This window comes from Promicromonospora iranensis (assembly GCF_028994775.1).
GTDB lineage: Bacteria > Actinomycetota > Actinomycetes > Actinomycetales > Cellulomonadaceae > Promicromonospora > Promicromonospora iranensis_A.
The window spans coordinates 1-15,042 of sequence record NZ_JAJQMN010000025.1 but is presented as its reverse complement, the minus strand read 5'-3'; the positions used below and the strand labels follow the sequence as shown (position 1 = coordinate 15,042).

Here is a 15,042-nt window from a genome sequence, read left to right as displayed (position 1 = left end):
GGCCGGCGTGCCTGCCCCGCCGCCCACCAAGCCCGACGTGCGTTTCCACGGCACCACCGGTCGGCCGGAGACGCTGGAGAAGGCTGCGGGCGCCGTACAGGACGCACTCCACAAGGAGTAGTCGCTCCCGGCATCACGCGCGGCACACCGAAGGCCGTCGTCCTGCGCTCATGGCGCGGGACGACGGCCTTCGGCCGGGCGGCGCCCACTCACGTCCAGAGCTCGCTCAGGTCTGTCGCGGCCCGGGCGAGGTGGTGCCGGCGCCCCGACGAGGCCACAGCGCGATGGCCAGGCCCGCGAGAACGCTCAGGATGTGCAGCCAGTTGTCCGCTGCGTTGATGTTGAGGAAGTTGATGTCCGGGTTGTTCACCGCGACCAGCCCGTAGACGAACGCCGCGCCGTACCCGATCACCAGCAGCCAGCCGAACGTCCGTGCTCGGCTCGGCGAGGACCACATGGTGACACCGAGAAGTCCGATCAGGAGGTGCACGATGTTGTGCAGGGGGTTGATGGCGAACCCGAGCAACGTCTGGTCGTGGTCGTGCTCCGCGAAGCCGTCGAACCCGGTCACGAAGAATCCCGCGATACCGACCAGGAGATAGACCACGCCGATCGTGAGAGCGAGCCACTGATGTGGCGCCCGAACGCCCGTCGTGTGCGTGGATTGGGTCATGGCGCTTCTCCATTCCGTGTGGTTACCAGTACAAACACCCTGGACGTGAGTAGCTCCACTCGCATTTGACACGAATTCCTCGTGGTGCGACTCAACGCCGACGGCGGGAGTCTGGATGTTCGGACCGGTCGACGGTGGGAGGTCGCAGTGCGAGCGATGGTGTATCGCGGGCCGTACAAGATCCGCGTCGAGGAGAAGGACATACCTCGTATCGAGCATCCGAACGACGCGATAGTGCGGGTCACCACGGCGGCGATCTGCGGGTCGGACCTGCACCTCTACCACGGCCTCATGCCCGACACGCGCGTGGGATCGACGTTCGGCCACGAGTTCGTGGGCGTCGTGCACGACGTCGGTCCTTCGGTACGCAACCTCGCCGTCGGCGACCGGGTGATGGTGCCGTTCAACATCTACTGCGGAACGTGCTTCTTCTGCGCGCGCGGCTTGTACTCCAACTGTCACAACGTGAACCCGAACGCCACGGCGGTGGGTGGCATCTACGGCTACTCGCACACCACCGGGGGCTACGACGGCGGGCAGGCCGAGTACGTGCGGGTGCCTTTCGCCGACGTCGGGCCGACGATCGTGCCCGACTGGATGGACGAGGAGGACGCCGTCCTGTGCACGGACGCACTGGCCACCGGCTACTTCGGCGCGCAGCTCGCCGACATCGTCGAGGGCGACGTGGTGGTCGTGTTCGGTGCCGGCCCGGTAGGGCTCTTCGCCGCCCGGTCGGCGTGGCTCATGGGCGCCGGCCGCGTCATCGTCGTCGACCACCTGGACGACCGGCTGGAGATGGCCCGCACGTTCGCCTATGCCGAGACCGTCAACTTCACGCAGCACAAGGACATCGTCGTGGAGATGAAGCGCACCACCGGCTGGCTCGGCGCCGACCGGGTGATCGACGCCGTGGGCGCCGAGGCGGACGGAAACCTGCTGCAGCACGTGACGGGCGTGCAGCTCAAGCTGCAGGGCGGGTCACCGATCGCGCTGAACTGGGCGATCGACTCCGTGCGCAAGGGCGGCACGGTCTCGGTGATGGGCGCGTACGGGCCTCTCTTCAATGCGGTCAAGTTCGGTGACGCCCTGAACAAGGGGCTCACCCTGCGCATGAACCAGGCGCCCGTGAAACGGCAGTGGCCGAGACTGTTCGAGCACATGCGCAGCGGCTACCTCAAACCGAACGACATAGTGACCCACCGGATCCCCCTGGAACACATCGCCGAGGGGTATCACATCTTCTCCGCCAAGCTCGACGGCTGCATCAAGCCGCTCGTCGTGCCCGGCGCCGCGTGAGAGAGGGGACGACCGTGCCGTACACCGCCGACAAGCCGCCTCTGCCCGAGACGTCCGAGCAGCTCAGAGCCCGCATACCGGGCTGGGGCGCCGATCTCGACCCCGCGGACCGCCCCTCCTACCCCCGCGAGGTGCGCGGGCTGGAGACCGGCGCGCACTGGGACCTGCCCGAGCAGCAACAGGAGCACCAGCCGCGCGAGCGCTCGATGGAGCATGCGCGCCTGACGCCGGTGTTCGGCACGTCGGTGCCGCTCAAGGGCCTGTCGGGCGCGGTCCGCAGGTTCGCGTACCAACGGTTCAGCGAGGGGCGGGCCGCACACTGGCTGCTGCTGATCGCGGCCGACCGGGTGGACGCCGTCGAGAGCCACCTCGCGTCCTTCGCCACCCTCCGCCCGGACAACCCGGTGACCGAGACCGGAGTGCTGGCGGAGCCGTCGCACCATCCGCTCCGGTCCCGGGCCGGGCGGGTGGACGTGCGGCACCAGGTCCTCGACCCCATAGTCGTCGTGGGTCCTTGGGTGCTGGGCGGTGTGGTGATCTACCGGGGTGTCCGGGCAGCGGTCCGGCGGGCCCGTTCCTGAGGGCTGTGAAGATGCCCCGGGCCGCACGAGCCACCGGGTTCGTACTCGGTGCCGTGGTCGCGGTCGTGCGCAGATGGCGCCCCCGGCCGCTCCACCCGACCGGCACGGTGCTCGGCGGGACGCTGCGTCTCGACGTCGACGGCGCGCCGGGCGCTGCCGCGCTCGGCGCTCCCACGACCCACCCGGTGACGGTGCGGGTATCGCGCGCCGCGGGTCTGCCCGCTCCGCTGCCCGACGTCTTCGGTCTCGCAGTGCACTGGACCGTCGACGACCGGCCCCAGGACATCCTGTTGTCCGCGACCGGCCTGGGCCGGGTCACCCGCTTTCTCCTGGCGCCCCGGTTCCGTCCGCTCGGGGGCGGGTTCGGCACGCTCATGCCGTTCCGGGACCTCGACGGCCGACCGGTGCTGCTCGCTGCCGCGCCTGCCGGCACGCGTCCGCGTGGCCGGCGCAGCACGGGGACGACGGCGCTCGTCGGCACCGACCTGGTGCTGCTGTCCGCGCACCCCGGCGAGCGGTGGCGCCGGCTGGGGACGCTCCGCTGCGGGCGTGCCGTCGCGGGCGACGCGCCGCGGGTCGACCCCGTGCGGCACGTACCCGGGGAGCTGGGCACCTATCCCTGGGCCGCCGCGCTGCGGGCTCCCGCCTATCGGGCGGCCCGGACCGGCAGCCTGGCGTCGGGCGAACGGGACTGAGCCCGCGCCCGTCGTCGGCCCTTGGCGGGCGCTAGTGGGCGCCTGTCCGGCGCGCCTGCTCGACGGCCGCCGCCACTCCCCCGGTCCACGGTTCGCCGTGGCCGGGCAGCAACGTCGTCGCGCCCGAGTCGTGCGCGACCAGGCGGTCGAGAGACAGCAGCGCCTGCACGCTGTCCGCGGTGGCGGCGCCGGCGATGATCTGCGGGCCGCGCCTGCCGGTGTACGGATCGAGCGTGACGAGCGCGTCCCCGGTGAGCAGCACGTCCCGGTCAGGCAGGTGCAGAGCGCAGTGCCCGTAGGTGTGGCCCGGCGTGAAGATCACGCGAGGAGCGCCGGGCACGGGAAGCGTCGCGCCGGGCTCCGCGTGGAGCAGCCCTCGCACCCCGCGTACTCGCAGGGCGCCCGCCACCGTCATCGACGCGAGGATCCGCAGCGACGCCGGGTACCGGAACGGATACGCCGCCCGTACGTTCTCGTGCGCGTAGCGGTACGGGTGGGCGGCGATCGTGAAGTCCTCCTCGTGGAGCCAGATCGGCACCCCGAGTCGCGTCCGGAACGCCGCAGCCGAGCCGGTGTGGTCGAAGTGGGCATGTGTCAGCACTACCGCCGCGATGTCCGATGGCCGGCGTCCGAGCTCGCGCAGCGCCTCGCCCAACAGGTTCCAGGTCGCCGGCAGACCGGTGTCGACGACGAGCACCCGACCCTCGTCATCCGTGACGAGGTAGACGTTCACGTAGGCATGCTCGATCCGGTGCACGCCGTCTGCGACCTCGCTCAGCACCACGCGATCCGCCCCCGCCCATCGCCGGGGTCTGTCATCGAGCCGTCAGCCATGTCTCCTCCTCGCGCAGACCTGGGTCTGGACCTGAGTTTCCACGGTAGGGAGGGCGCCCCCACTGGCAACCGCACTCGCCCGACGCCGGCCGCCCTTGCCGCTCGGCCCGCAGCACGTACATCTACGGTGCTCGCCACCGACTTCACGGTTCTCGGTGTCGAAGGCGACCAGCACAAAGGACGTATCACACCCAAATTTCTATGAATCCTCATCCACAGTAAAACTAGGACCCAGCCGGTCACATCCGGATGCTGTGCGCACAGGGGGCAGGTAAGGCGTGACGATGACTATTGGCCTGCGTATGGACGACTTGCGCGCCGTGCTCGACACCGAGGGCGGCGCCAGCAGCTCCGGAGCCGACGCCTCGCCGCCGGAGCCGGTCCGGTTCGGTTCAGCACCCCGCGTGGCGCGCATCCGCGCCGTGAACGGGCCGGAATGCCGCTCCACCCGTGCCGCCATGCACGACTATCTCGGCCGGCACCTCGAGCCCCGCCGCGCGCGTCGCCTGGAGGTTCATCTGGACAGCTGCGCGGAATGCATCCGCGCGTTCATCGACATCCGCGAAGCCTCCTGGACGCGCCGCACCGTGGCCGACTCCGCGACGCTGACCGTCACCCGCGCCGATCCCTCCGGACGGCCCGGGGGTACGTCGAGACCCCGAGGGCACCGCGGCCGCTGACGTACGGCTCCTGCCTCCGGCACTGATCACAAGGGCCCTGCCGCGGCGTGATCCGAGTGCGCGTACCGTGGAGAGCGGAGCGATCCTGTGCCGCTCCCCGACCACGGTTGGCCGTGCCGGTGCCCCAGCGGGTTAGCGCGCCGACGTCGTTCACAGAGGGGATCGATGCGATGAGCATCTCAACCTTCCCGTACGAGCTGGCGCGGCGTGCCGCGACCGTCCTCGGCGCCGAGATCGAGGCCAGCATCACCGTGCGCCAGCACGGGCTGACGGTCCGCGCGGGCAGCAGCAGCGGCGCCGCCGCACGATGCGACCGGGCCGAGTCTCTCGCCGACAGCGGGCCGTGCATCGATGCCATGGACCAGCTGTCCGTCCACGTCGTGCCGGCGATCACCGAGGAGAGCGGGTGGAACGCATGGCGTGAGCAAGCAAACCTCGAAGGCTTCGTCTCCGCGCTGGCGGTCCCGGCGGCCGTGAACGACCACATCGCCGTGGCACTGAACCTCTACTCGCGGTCGCCCGACCCGTGGACGCCCGAGCTGCTTGCCGCGGCCGACGGTTACGCGCAGCTCACCGCGGCCATGGTGCGCCTCCACCTCGGTCTGGCCGAGCTCGAGGACGGCGCGGCCGGCTACTACAGCCAGATGTCCGACACGATCACGATCGAGCGTGCGATCGGCGCGATCATGCAGACCAACGACTGCGCGGAGGACGAGGCGAGACGGATCCTCGAGTCCGCCTCCCGGCATCGCAACGTGACGCAACGCGAGGTGGCCGAGTGCGTTCTGCGCGCCCTGGTCGTCTCTGACGTGGCGCAGCCTGAGGACCGCGTCGGTGAGTGACGGTGTCGAGGAGTACGACGCCGAGCAGTGATTCGGCGTCTGGCCGCCGTCCGTGCAACCCACGGGCCGAGGCGGCCGACCGGTCACAGCTGCTTCATCAGGTACAGAGTGTCCCCGTGGATCTCGTCAGGTTCGATGCGGCCGGTCTCGACGAACCCCAGCTTCGCCAGGACACCCCGGGAGGCAGCGTTCCAGTCCCGGACCGTTGCCCACAGACGCCGGTAGCCCGACATCCGCGCCCAACCGAGCACCGCCTGCGCGGCCTCCGTCGCGTACCCCTGACCCCAGAACCTGCGCAGCAGCTCGAACGCCAGCTCCGGCTCGTCGTCGGGTCCCTGGCGGTTGGCGATCAGGCCGCAGTAGCCGACGACGTCGCCGGATCCCTTGCGCTCCACAGCCGGCAGCCCGAGGGAGTCCGAGCGCGGCACGCTGCGGATCCAGCCCTCGATCTCCTCGACCGTGGGGCGGCCGGCGACGTCTATCCGGCGGTGCGGGGGAACGCGTGGATCACGCTCGGTCCACATCTCGCGCTGAACCGCAGCCTCGGACACCCGCCAGGGGCGGAGGACGAGCCGGTCGGTCTCGAGCACGATCTCCCGACCGCGCGCCTTGGGCCTCTCCATGGCGACGACGCTACCGGCACCGGGACAGCACGTGCGCAGGGGGAACAGCCTGAAAGTGGGGGCCTTTGTCCCTCCCGCTGGAGCGCCGGGAGGAGCACACTTTCAGAAGGACGACTGGGTCCGTGAGCAGGAGGTGCGCCGTGGCCACCAGACGTACGTTCCTCCGGACGCTTGCCGTTCTCGGCAGCAGCCTGGCGATCCTCCTCGCGGGTCTGACCATCCCTGCGGCCGCGGAGCCGGAGACCCCGATCCGGTATCCGTCGGGCTCGACGGCGACGCGGGCCTCCGGGCTGGGCTTCGACACCTGTACCGCGCCGTCGCTCGCGGCGCTGGGCGCCTGGAAGGGAACGTCGCCGTACGGCACCGTGAACGTCTATTTCGGCGGCAACAACCGCGGCTGCGCACAGCCGAACCTCACCTCGACCTGGGTGCGCGACGCCGCCGTGGCCGGATGGAAGCTGCTCCCCACCTACTTCGGCTACCAGCCGTACTGCATGTTCGGCGACAAGCCGAACCGCTACACGGCGACCAACGCGACGACCCGGGGAAGCTCCGACGCGAGCGACGCGGTCGCGAAGGCCAAGGCACTGGGCCTGCTGCCGGGGAGCGCCCTGTACGCCGACGTCGAGCACTATGACCGCACGATCCCGGCATGCCGCACAGCGGTGCTCCGGTACGTCTCCGCATGGACGAAGGCGCTGCACTCGGCGGGGTACCTGGCCGGCGTGTACGTCCACCAGGACTCGGGCCTGCGCGACCTCTCCGCCTCCTACACCTCTACCACGTACGCCCGGCCGGACGCGGTGTGGATGGCACGCTGGGACGGCGACGAGTCGCTGACCGGCTGGCCGACCGCCCCGGACTCGCACTGGGCCGTCTACCAGCGCGCGAAGCAGTACCTCGGTGACCACGACGAGACCTGGGGCGGGGTGAGGATGAACATCGACTCGAACGCGATCAAGGCACCTGTCGCGACGGTCGCCCGCACCTACCGCGTGACGAGCACGACGTCGCTGAACGCCCGCTCCGGGCCGTCGTCCTCCTACCCCGTCGTCCGGACCCATGCACCAGGCGCATCGCTGTCCGTGGTGTGCCAGTCCTCCGGGCAGAAGGTGCGCACGACCGCCGTCTGGAACCGGCTGACGAACGGAACCTGGGTCAGCGACTACTACGTCTCGACACCGTCGAACACGCGGTTCACCCGGGCGCTACCGCGGTGCGTCTACCCGGGGCAGGTGACCACGGACTCTCTGACGGCCCGCACCGGCCCGGGAGCGGCCTACGCGGCCGCCGGCAGCTCGCTGCGCCGGGGCTCGCTGGCCTACGTGATGTGCCAGAAGGCAGGCAGCCGTGTCGGGACCACCTCGGTGTGGAACAAGCTGCGCGACGGGCGCTGGGTCAGCGACTACTACGTGTCCAACCGTTCGAGCACCAGCTGGAGCGCACCGGTCCCGCGCTGCCCGTGACCCCCTCGGACAGCCTCGGCAGGTGTTCACTGGATTCACGACCGAACGTGTCCGGACCGGTGAGGCGTCGATCTTCGTCCGGCACGGCGGCTCGGGCGAGCCCGTCCTGCTGCTCCACGGCCATCCGCGGACGTCGGCGACCTGGCACCGGGTGGCTCCCCGGCTCGTCGACGCAGGCTTCTTCGTCGTGTGCCCCGACCTTCGCGGATACGGCAGGTCGCGAGGCCCCGAGGCCGTCCCCGATCACTCCGCCCATTCGAAGCGTGCCGTCGCCCGGGACATGCTCACGGTCATGAGACAGCTGGTCTTCTCCACGATCTCGACAGTACACGAAAGCGTGTACTGTCGAGATCGTGGAGAAGACCAGCGAAGCGATCACTGCGCCGACCCATGAGTCGGTGACCCTCACGCACACCGCGGCGCTCGCGCGGCTCGGGCACGCGCTGTCGGACGAGACCCGAGCGCGGATCATGCTGGCGCTCCGTGAGGCGCCGGCATTCCCGTCGGACCTGGCCAGCGCGCTGGGTGTCTCGCGGCAGGTGATGTCCAACCAGCTCGCGTGCCTGCGCGGCTGCGGGCTCGTGGAGGCCATCCCGGAGGGACGACGGACCTGGTACCGGCTCGCGGACCCGCACCTGGCCCCCGCCCTGGCCGACCTGCTGAAGCTCGTCGTGACCGTCGACCCGACCTGCTGCTCGCCCGAGGGGTGCACCTGCTCATGACCGCCATCAGCCTCGGGACTCGACCGCCGGCCCCCGGCCGCCGGCAGGTGCTGGAACGACGCGTCCGCTGGATCGTCGCGGCGACCATCACCTACAACGTGATCGAGGCGGTCGTGGCGATCACCGCCGGCCGTATGGCGTCATCGGCGGCACTGGTCGGCTTCGGCCTGGACTCCGTGGTCGAGGTCCTGTCCGCCGCCGCGGTCGCGTGGCAGTTCGCCTCCCCCGACCCGCACCGGCGCGAGCGGATCACGATGCGCCTCATCGCACTGTCGTTCTTCGGCCTGGCCCTGTTCGTCAGCGTGGACGCCGCACGCACCCTGCTGGGCGCCGCCGAGCCCGACCACTCCACGGTCGGTATCGTCCTGGCGTCCGTGAGCCTGGTCATCATGCCGTTCCTGTCCTGGTTCGAACGCCGCACGGGACGCGAGCTGGGCTCGGCGTCCGCCGTGGCGGACTCCAAGCAGACGCTGCTCTGCACCTACCTGTCCGCGGTGCTCCTGGTCGGGCTGCTGCTCAACTCCACGCTCGGCTGGACCTGGGCCGACCCCGTGGCAGCGCTCGTCATCGCGGGTGTCGCGATCAAGGAGGGCATCCAGGCCTGGCGTGGCGACGCCTGCTGCACCCCGGCCCAAGCTCTCCTCGCCACGGACGAGAGTCCCGCCACCGGCTGTGCCGACGGCTGCTGCGCCCGCTCTGGGAGCTGAACCACCCGCTTCTTGACACGAGTCGCGGTCCGCACTCAACGAATCGTGGGCGAGCCGCGTCTTAAGGAGGTGAAGCGCAGAGGCATTCCGGAAGCGTCGCGGCCAGATGTACGCGCACGCCGCACCGGCCCTGCGAGCTCACTGCTGTGAGGACGGCGGCTGGAGCCGGCCATCCCCGGCTCGTCGGTGTTGACGCGGCGCGCGGTCTCGCGCTCGTCGGGATGATCGTCGTCAACGTCGGGCCGGTGGGCGCGCAGTCGATCCTCCAGCGTCTATACCTGCTGCCCTACGGGCGAGCGTCCGTGCTCTTCGTCGTCGTGGCCGGCATCGGCATGGGATACCTGCTCAGCCGGCAGCCCCGGAGCGAGCGGTGGTCGACCGCCACGTGGCGGGCAGCCCTCCTCTTCACGGGAGGAGTCGCGCTCCAGGAGCTGACGGACCAGGTCAACGTCATCCTGCCCACCTATGCCGTCCTGTTCCTGCTGGCTCCGCTGCTGTGGCGCCTGCCCTCGCGAGTCCTGCTGGGTGTCGGCGTCGTGCTCCTGCTCGCCGGGCCGGCCGCCGTCGTCGCGTACGAGATGGCCTGGCCCGCCCCCCGCGCGAGCGGACCGGTCACCCTGGGCACGGAACCGTGGGAAGCCGTGCGTTCACTCACCCTGACCGGCCGGTACCCGTTGGCGAGCTGGGCCGTACCGTTCGTCGCCGGCCTGTGCGTCGCCCGGCTCGACCTGACCGACACGGTGGTGCTGCGCCGGCTCGCGGTCGGGGGCGCCTCCGTCATGGTGGTAGCCCTCGCTGTCTCCCAGCTCATGTACGCGCTCATCGGTCCGGATGCCGACCGGGGCCCCTGGCGGCTGCTGACCGGCGCCGCGCACGGCCAGATGCCGCTGTGGCTGGCCAGCAGCATCGGCGGAGCAGTCGCGGTGGTGGCCGCTTGCTCGCTCGTCCTGCATCGGTCGGGCCGGTCAGCGGTCCTCGGCTGGCTGGTCGCGTGCGGCCGCATCTCACTGACCCTCTACGTGCTCCACTTCGTCGTCCTCGCCCTGATCAAGCCCGTGCGGGGCTTCTCGTTCGAGCAGGGCGTCCTCGTCAGCGCCGTGTTCGTGACCGTCGCGCTCGCCGTGGCCGTGCTCTGGCAGAGGACGGGCACCCCCGGCCCGCTCGAACGGCTCCTGCGCCGGACCTGGCTCCGCCCACGCAGGACGCCGGCGCAGGACCACCTCCAGACCGCACAGATCTCCGGAAGGACCCGGCAACAGTGAGAAACGACCAGAGCACGAAGCCAGGCAGCATCACGGCGTTCGCGGCCGCCGCCGTGGTCGTCGTGGCACTCAGCGCCTGCACGGCGCCACCCTCGCCCGGGCCGAGCCGGTCACCGACCGCAGCGGTCTCCCCCGCTGGGCCCCCGCCCTCCCCGTCGGGACCCGCGCCCTCCCCCTCGGACACCGCCTCCGCGCCCGGGCTGCGTGAACACGGGGTGAGCGCCGGCCACCCGCTCGCCGCCGAGGCCGGCGCACAGATGCTGGAGCGTGGCGGCACCGCGGTGGACGCCGCGATCGCAGCGGCGTTCGCGGACGCCGTCATGCAGCCCGCCAGCTCGGGCATCGGCGGCGGAGGCGTCGCGATAGTCGTCGCCGGCGGGAACGCGGAGAACTACGAGTACCGCGAGGTGGTCAACCAGGCCGGTCAGATCCCTGACAGCGGCACGGGAGTGCTCGGGTTCGTCGCGGGGATGGAGGCACTGCACCGGAACCACGGAAGCCTGCCCTGGTCCGACCTGCTCCAGCCCGCGATCAAGATCGCTCGGTCCGGCGCGCCGGTCTCGCGCTACCTCGCCTCCCAGATCAACGAATACCCGGGCCCGGACGTCACCGCGCCGCTGCCGCACTTCCGGCGTGACGACGGCACGCCTCTCCAGGCCGGTGACCTGCTCACCCAGACGGAGCTCGCCGCGACCATGCGCACCCTTGCCGACGAAGGCCCCGACTCCCTCTACACCGGCAGCCTCTCCCGGGCCCTGGCAGACGTACCGGGAATAGACAGCCAGTCCCTCGCCGCCTACCAGGTCGATGTCTCCGAGCCCGCCGCCGGCCAGGTAGGAGACCTCACGATGCTGTCGGGAGCACCGGCACTGCCCGGCGCCGCCGTCATCCAGATGGTGCAGATCGCGGAGGCCGCGGGCATCGGGGCGGTCGACCCCGACTCGCCCGAACACATCGACATCCTGTCCCGCGCCTGGCACGTCGCCGACACCTCCGTGCAGCAGCACTTCGGCGACCCACGCTTCGTGGACGTCCCGGTGGGGCGCCTCACCGACCCGGCACGGAACGCCCAGATAGCCGCGAGCCTGCCGGACGCCACCGAGACGAGCAGGAGATCGGCTGCAGCCGGTGGCTACGAGGGCGCGCCCAACACCACCCACATCTCCGTCGTCGACGCCGACGGCGCGGCTGTCTCGATGACCAACACCATCACGAACTACTGGGGCAGCGGACAGTACGTCGCGGGATTCTTCCTCAACAACCAGCTCGAGCGGTTCGGCAGCATCGGCCACGACGAAGCGAACCGACCGGAACCCGGACGCCGCTCCGTCACCTGGAGCTCACCCACCATGCTGCTCGACACGAGGCGACGGCCCGTGCTCGTGATCGGCACCCCGGGCGGCCGCCAGATACCCAGCACCATCGCCGACGTCGTCACCCGCTGGGCCCTGCACGACCAGCCGCTGGAGACCGCCGTCCGCGCCGGCCGCTTCCTGCTGACCGACGGCGAGCTCCGCCTGGAGACCCCACCGCTCGCCGACGCCGCACGCGGGTTGGGGTACGACGTCGTCGTGACCGACGAGGCAGCCAGGTCCACCTACGGCTCCGTCCAGGCGCTCGCCATCAGCTGGGACGAAGCCAGGGTGAGCGGCTTCGCCGACGAGCGGCGTTCGGCTGGCTTCGTGGTGGGCAGCGCCGGCGGGTGACGCGTCGCCGCGCCGGAGACCTCGGCACCGCCGAGCACCTCTTCCGGCCCCCACCCCGGAGCTCAGTCGGTCTGCACGCGGGTCGGCTTCGCGGCGAGGACGGCTTCCGACAGCCAAGGACCGAGGTCGTCCAGGATCGCCTCGCCCGCCGGGGCCCCGCCAGGGCTCGAGGCCGCTTCGAGCCCCGCGTCAGGGGCTGCCTCGCCGTTGATCGTGGCGACCAGGGAGAGGTACCGACCGTGGGTCGCCTCGTAGTCCGGGTGGTGCAGCGCCTCGTGCAGCATGCGGCCGACGTGCGGAAACCCGGACGCGATGCGCTCCCACAGCTCGTCGTCCGGACGGGCGCCGAGAGCCGCCGCGCACTGCCGCACGAACCGTGCCGCGAGTTCCCGAACGTGCGGGTCTCCGGGCACGAGTCCGCTGGCGTGTGCCGCGATGAGCTTCGGCATCACGTCCTCGCCGGCGGATGCGATGAAGCTCTGGACCGGCGGGCTGGAGACCGCAGCCCCAGGGCCCGTGGCATAGGTCTCCCGGAGGTAGGAGCGGGACGCGCTACGGAACTCGGCATCCTCCAGCAGCTCGGTCAGGGTGATCCAAGCCTCCAGCTGTGCCGCCGTCGGGTCGCCGGGGAGCTGCGGCCGGACCTGGTACATGCGGTCGGCGACGTCCGCGGGGAGGTCGGCGCTCACCTCCCGCCAGAAGTCCCCGATCAACCGTTCGCGCTCGACGTCCGGCATAGCCACCAGCCTGCTCATGAGGTCGATTCGATCCGCGGGGTTCTCCTGACCCACGAGCGCCCGCAGGACGGAGCGCCGTATCCGCAGGTCCCGTTCCTGCCGTTCGACGACGTCCAGGTGCTCGGCGAGGAGCTGCCGGAGGGTGGTCCCACCGGTCAGGACCTGGCGGATCTGTTCCAGCCCGGTGCCCAGCTCGCGCAGCGTGCGGATGAAGTCGAGCTCGGCGATGGCATGCATGGCGTAGAGCCGGTGACCCGAGGCGGTCACGTCCGTGGGAGCGACGATTCCTTCGTCGGCGTAGAAGCGGATGGCACTCACGCTCAGACCGGTCCGGTGCGCGACGTCGCCAATGGGGTACAGGGTCTCGTCCGTGGTGTTCATGCTCCCACCATGGGACCTCAGGTCGCTTGAGCCGCAAGCGCGAGCGGGGCCCGGCCGCCGTGGCGACTGGGCCCCGCTCGGGTTGCTGTCAGAGGCTGCGGGCGGAGATGTCACCCTGAGTGGTGGTCGCGTGGATCTCCAGGTCGGCAGCGCCGGTGTTCTTGAGCGCGTTCTGGATCCGTCCCACGGTGGTACCGGCCTCCAGGGATGCAGAGACACCGGCGGCGGCACCCACCGACACGTTGCCGGCCTGGGTGGTCAGCACGACCTTGCCGCTGACGGCCTCCGTGACAGTGATGTGGCCCTGCATGGTGCTGACCTCGCCGGAGCCGGCGAGGCGCCCGACCGAGACGTCACCGGCCTGAGCCGAGAGGCGGACGGTCGCCGCCTCGTCGATCTTGATGGCGCCATAGGCCTCGTGGTTGACGTCACCGAACCGGCCGACGCCGCGCAGCTCGGCGGTCGCCGCCTTCCCCTCGACGTCGGAGCCGGAGGGGAGCTGGACGGTCACCTCGACGGCCCCGGAGCTACCGAGGAGCTCGTGCTTCACCGGGGTCACGATCCGCAGGACGCCGTCGGCGTACTCGACGGTGGTCTGCTCCGCGGCCTTGATGTCGCGGCCCTTGGCGGCGTCCGCGGGCAGGACCTCGACGACGGTGTCGGCCCGGTCCGCGGCGATGAGCTGGACGCGTGCGGCGGGGACGTCCAGGACGGTGGAGATCGGGTTCGGGGTGTTGAAGCTGTACATGGTGATCGACTCCTGTGCTCGGCGGTGGTCGTTGTTTCTGATGTCGGAAACGCTACGTTGCATTCGCGATACAGGCAAGCCTTGCGTTGCTTTATGGAGTTGTTCTCGCAGATCACGGAGCATATATCGTTGCGGTGGGCGAGCGCTTAACGCAACAACGCTCGCTCAGCCCGTTGCACTGGTGAAGCGTGAAAGCTATCCTGGGAGCTCATACGGAGCACTGAGGAGATCGCTATGCCGGGTGGCAGGCTCACCAAGCAGGAACGCCAGCAGATCGCGCTGGGACTGGCCGACGACCTCGCCTACGCGGAGATCGCCAGACGCCTGGACCGGCCCACCTCGACGATCACCCGCGAGGTGCTGCGCAACGGCGGTCCTGCCGGCTACCGCGCCGACCTGGCCCACCGCGCCACCGAGCGCCGCGCCCACCGGCGCAGGCAGGCCGCTCCCCGTGAGCAGTCGATACTCCCGCCCGCCCACGGACGCGATGCCGAGGCCGTGCATGAGTTCGAGGAGGCGTTCACCACGCTCTTCATGCAGTCGGGCCTGCCTCGCATCAGCGCCGGCGTGCTGACCTGCCTCTTGACCACGGACGCGGGCGGCGTCACCGCGGCCGAGCTCGCCCAGCGCCTCGAGGTCAGCCCAGCATCCGTGTCCAAGTCGATCTCGTTCCTCGAGGGTCAAGGCCTCGTCCGCCGCGAACCGGGCGAGGGACGTCGCGAGCGGTACGTCGCCGACAACGACGCCTGGTACGGGTCGATCGTCTCCACCGCCCGGTCCAACGCCCAGCTCGCCGAGACCGCCCGACAGGGTGTCGCCGTCCTCGGCCGTGCCACGCCTGCCGGCGAACGGCTCGAGAGCATCGCCCGTTTCATGGACTTCATCAGCGAGAGCCTCATGCGCGCGGCAGCACAAGCGCGCGACATCCTCCACACGAAGGTCGAGACCCGTTCGGAGGGGCCGTCCTAGATGTGATGTCCAGGGAGGTTGTTCCTGGATTCTGACGACACGCGGCCGGGTTACCAGCTGACGAAGGCCTCCGGTCGTGAAGTGGAGATGTCGAATAACCGCTCCACGCACCGGAGGCCT

Annotated in this window: 17 protein-coding genes; 12 read left to right on the top strand and 5 right to left on the bottom strand. The window is 70.6% G+C overall.

Annotated elements, in window-relative coordinates; all coding sequences use genetic code 11:
* Positions 1 to 226: 226 nt before the first annotated feature.
* Positions 227 to 673: a DUF4383 domain-containing protein gene (locus LUU90_RS26270; protein WP_275007301.1), complete on the bottom strand. Its 447-nt coding sequence runs from the start codon at positions 671 to 673 to the stop codon at positions 227 to 229.
* A gap of 147 nt (positions 674 to 820) precedes the next feature.
* Here LUU90_RS26270 and LUU90_RS26265 point away from each other — a divergent pair, with 147 nt between their 5' ends.
* Genes LUU90_RS26265 through LUU90_RS26255 form a run of 3 tightly spaced genes read left to right on the top strand, consistent with a single transcriptional unit; the run spans position 821 to position 3,245 of the window.
* Positions 821 to 1,969 carry a zinc-dependent alcohol dehydrogenase gene (locus LUU90_RS26265; RefSeq protein ID WP_275007300.1) on the top strand — a complete coding sequence of 383 codons (1,149 nt, stop codon included), beginning with the start codon at positions 821 to 823 and terminating at the stop codon, positions 1,967 to 1,969.
* Between the two features lie 14 nt (positions 1,970 to 1,983).
* Positions 1,984 to 2,550: a hypothetical protein gene (locus LUU90_RS26260; RefSeq protein WP_275007299.1), complete on the top strand. Its 567-nt coding sequence runs from the start codon at positions 1,984 to 1,986 to the stop codon at positions 2,548 to 2,550.
* A gap of 5 nt (positions 2,551 to 2,555) precedes the next feature.
* Positions 2,556 to 3,245, top strand: coding sequence for a hypothetical protein (locus LUU90_RS26255; protein ID WP_275007298.1), 690 nt, complete (start codon positions 2,556 to 2,558; stop codon positions 3,243 to 3,245).
* A gap of 31 nt (positions 3,246 to 3,276) precedes the next feature.
* Here the strand turns inward: LUU90_RS26255 and LUU90_RS26250 are convergent, their stop codons facing one another.
* A complete protein-coding gene (locus LUU90_RS26250) occupies positions 3,277 to 4,026 on the bottom strand; it encodes an MBL fold metallo-hydrolase (protein ID WP_342471293.1) in 750 nt (249 codons plus the stop codon).
* A gap of 337 nt (positions 4,027 to 4,363) precedes the next feature.
* Here LUU90_RS26250 and LUU90_RS26245 point away from each other — a divergent pair, with 337 nt between their 5' ends.
* Together LUU90_RS26245 and LUU90_RS26240 are read left to right on the top strand one after the other, a co-directional pair.
* Positions 4,364 to 4,759, top strand: coding sequence for a zf-HC2 domain-containing protein (locus LUU90_RS26245; protein WP_275007295.1), 396 nt, complete (start codon positions 4,364 to 4,366; stop codon positions 4,757 to 4,759).
* A gap of 170 nt (positions 4,760 to 4,929) precedes the next feature.
* Positions 4,930 to 5,601 carry an ANTAR domain-containing protein gene (locus LUU90_RS26240; RefSeq protein ID WP_275007293.1) on the top strand — a complete coding sequence of 224 codons (672 nt, stop codon included), beginning with the start codon at positions 4,930 to 4,932 and terminating at the stop codon, positions 5,599 to 5,601.
* Positions 5,602 to 5,684: 83 nt separating this feature from the next.
* Here LUU90_RS26240 and LUU90_RS26235 read toward each other — a convergent pair whose 3' ends face one another.
* Positions 5,685 to 6,224, bottom strand: a complete 540-nt coding sequence (locus tag LUU90_RS26235; RefSeq protein WP_275007292.1) for a GNAT family N-acetyltransferase — start codon at positions 6,222 to 6,224, stop codon at positions 5,685 to 5,687.
* A 140-nt stretch (positions 6,225 to 6,364) separates the two neighbouring features.
* Here LUU90_RS26235 and LUU90_RS26230 point away from each other — a divergent pair, with 140 nt between their 5' ends.
* From LUU90_RS26230 to LUU90_RS26205, 6 genes are all read left to right on the top strand, one after another.
* Entirely contained in the window at positions 6,365 to 7,690 is a 1,326-nt protein-coding gene (locus tag LUU90_RS26230) for a glycoside hydrolase domain-containing protein (protein WP_275007290.1), read from the top strand.
* On the top strand, positions 7,575 to 8,084 hold the full coding sequence (locus tag LUU90_RS26225; protein ID WP_342471289.1) for an alpha/beta fold hydrolase: 510 nt from the start codon (positions 7,575 to 7,577) through the stop codon (positions 8,082 to 8,084). Before LUU90_RS26230 ends, LUU90_RS26225 begins: the two co-directional genes overlap by 116 nt.
* Positions 8,044 to 8,412 carry an ArsR/SmtB family transcription factor gene (locus LUU90_RS26220; protein ID WP_275007287.1) on the top strand — a complete coding sequence of 123 codons (369 nt, stop codon included), beginning with the start codon at positions 8,044 to 8,046 and terminating at the stop codon, positions 8,410 to 8,412. Before LUU90_RS26225 ends, LUU90_RS26220 begins: the two co-directional genes overlap by 41 nt.
* Positions 8,409 to 9,119 (top strand): cation diffusion facilitator family transporter, encoded by a 711-nt coding sequence (locus tag LUU90_RS26215; protein WP_275007285.1) that lies wholly within the window; start codon positions 8,409 to 8,411, stop codon positions 9,117 to 9,119. The genes LUU90_RS26220 and LUU90_RS26215 overlap by 4 nt, the downstream gene beginning before the upstream one ends.
* Positions 9,120 to 9,265: 146 nt before the next feature.
* Entirely contained in the window at positions 9,266 to 10,381 is a 1,116-nt protein-coding gene (locus tag LUU90_RS26210) for a DUF418 domain-containing protein (RefSeq protein ID WP_275007283.1), read from the top strand.
* Complete coding sequence (locus LUU90_RS26205; RefSeq protein WP_275007280.1) at positions 10,378 to 12,087, top strand: gamma-glutamyltransferase; 1,710 nt, start codon at positions 10,378 to 10,380, stop codon at positions 12,085 to 12,087. Before LUU90_RS26210 ends, LUU90_RS26205 begins: the two co-directional genes overlap by 4 nt.
* A gap of 62 nt (positions 12,088 to 12,149) precedes the next feature.
* Here LUU90_RS26205 and LUU90_RS26200 read toward each other — a convergent pair whose 3' ends face one another.
* Entirely contained in the window at positions 12,150 to 13,205 is a 1,056-nt protein-coding gene (locus tag LUU90_RS26200) for a MerR family transcriptional regulator (protein WP_275007278.1), read from the bottom strand.
* Between the two features lie 88 nt (positions 13,206 to 13,293).
* Positions 13,294 to 13,953, bottom strand: coding sequence for a DUF4097 family beta strand repeat-containing protein (locus LUU90_RS26195; protein WP_275007276.1), 660 nt, complete (start codon positions 13,951 to 13,953; stop codon positions 13,294 to 13,296).
* 234 nt (positions 13,954 to 14,187) lie between these two features.
* Here LUU90_RS26195 and LUU90_RS26545 point away from each other — a divergent pair, with 234 nt between their 5' ends.
* Entirely contained in the window at positions 14,188 to 14,922 is a 735-nt protein-coding gene (locus LUU90_RS26545) for a helix-turn-helix domain-containing protein (protein WP_425596308.1), read from the top strand.
* The last annotated feature ends 120 nt before the right edge of the window (positions 14,923 to 15,042 follow it).

Excerpts from the sequence above, each read along its gene's own strand:
- LUU90_RS26235 (WP_275007292.1), bottom strand. The coding sequence starts at position 6,224 with ATGGAGAGGCCCAAGGCGCGCGGTCGGGAGATCGTGCTCGAGACCGAC.
- LUU90_RS26270 (WP_275007301.1), bottom strand. The coding sequence starts at position 673 with ATGACCCAATCCACGCACACGACGGGCGTTCGGGCGCCACATCAGTGG.
- LUU90_RS26545 (WP_425596308.1), top strand. The coding sequence starts at position 14,188 with ATGCCGGGTGGCAGGCTCACCAAGCAGGAACGCCAGCAGATCGCGCTG.
- LUU90_RS26215 (WP_275007285.1), top strand. The coding sequence starts at position 8,409 with ATGACCGCCATCAGCCTCGGGACTCGACCGCCGGCCCCCGGCCGCCGG.
- LUU90_RS26200 (WP_275007278.1), bottom strand. The coding sequence starts at position 13,205 with ATGAACACCACGGACGAGACCCTGTACCCCATTGGCGACGTCGCGCAC.
- LUU90_RS26245 (WP_275007295.1), top strand. The coding sequence starts at position 4,364 with ATGACTATTGGCCTGCGTATGGACGACTTGCGCGCCGTGCTCGACACC.
- LUU90_RS26240 (WP_275007293.1), top strand. The coding sequence starts at position 4,930 with ATGAGCATCTCAACCTTCCCGTACGAGCTGGCGCGGCGTGCCGCGACC.
- LUU90_RS26195 (WP_275007276.1), bottom strand. The coding sequence starts at position 13,953 with ATGTACAGCTTCAACACCCCGAACCCGATCTCCACCGTCCTGGACGTC.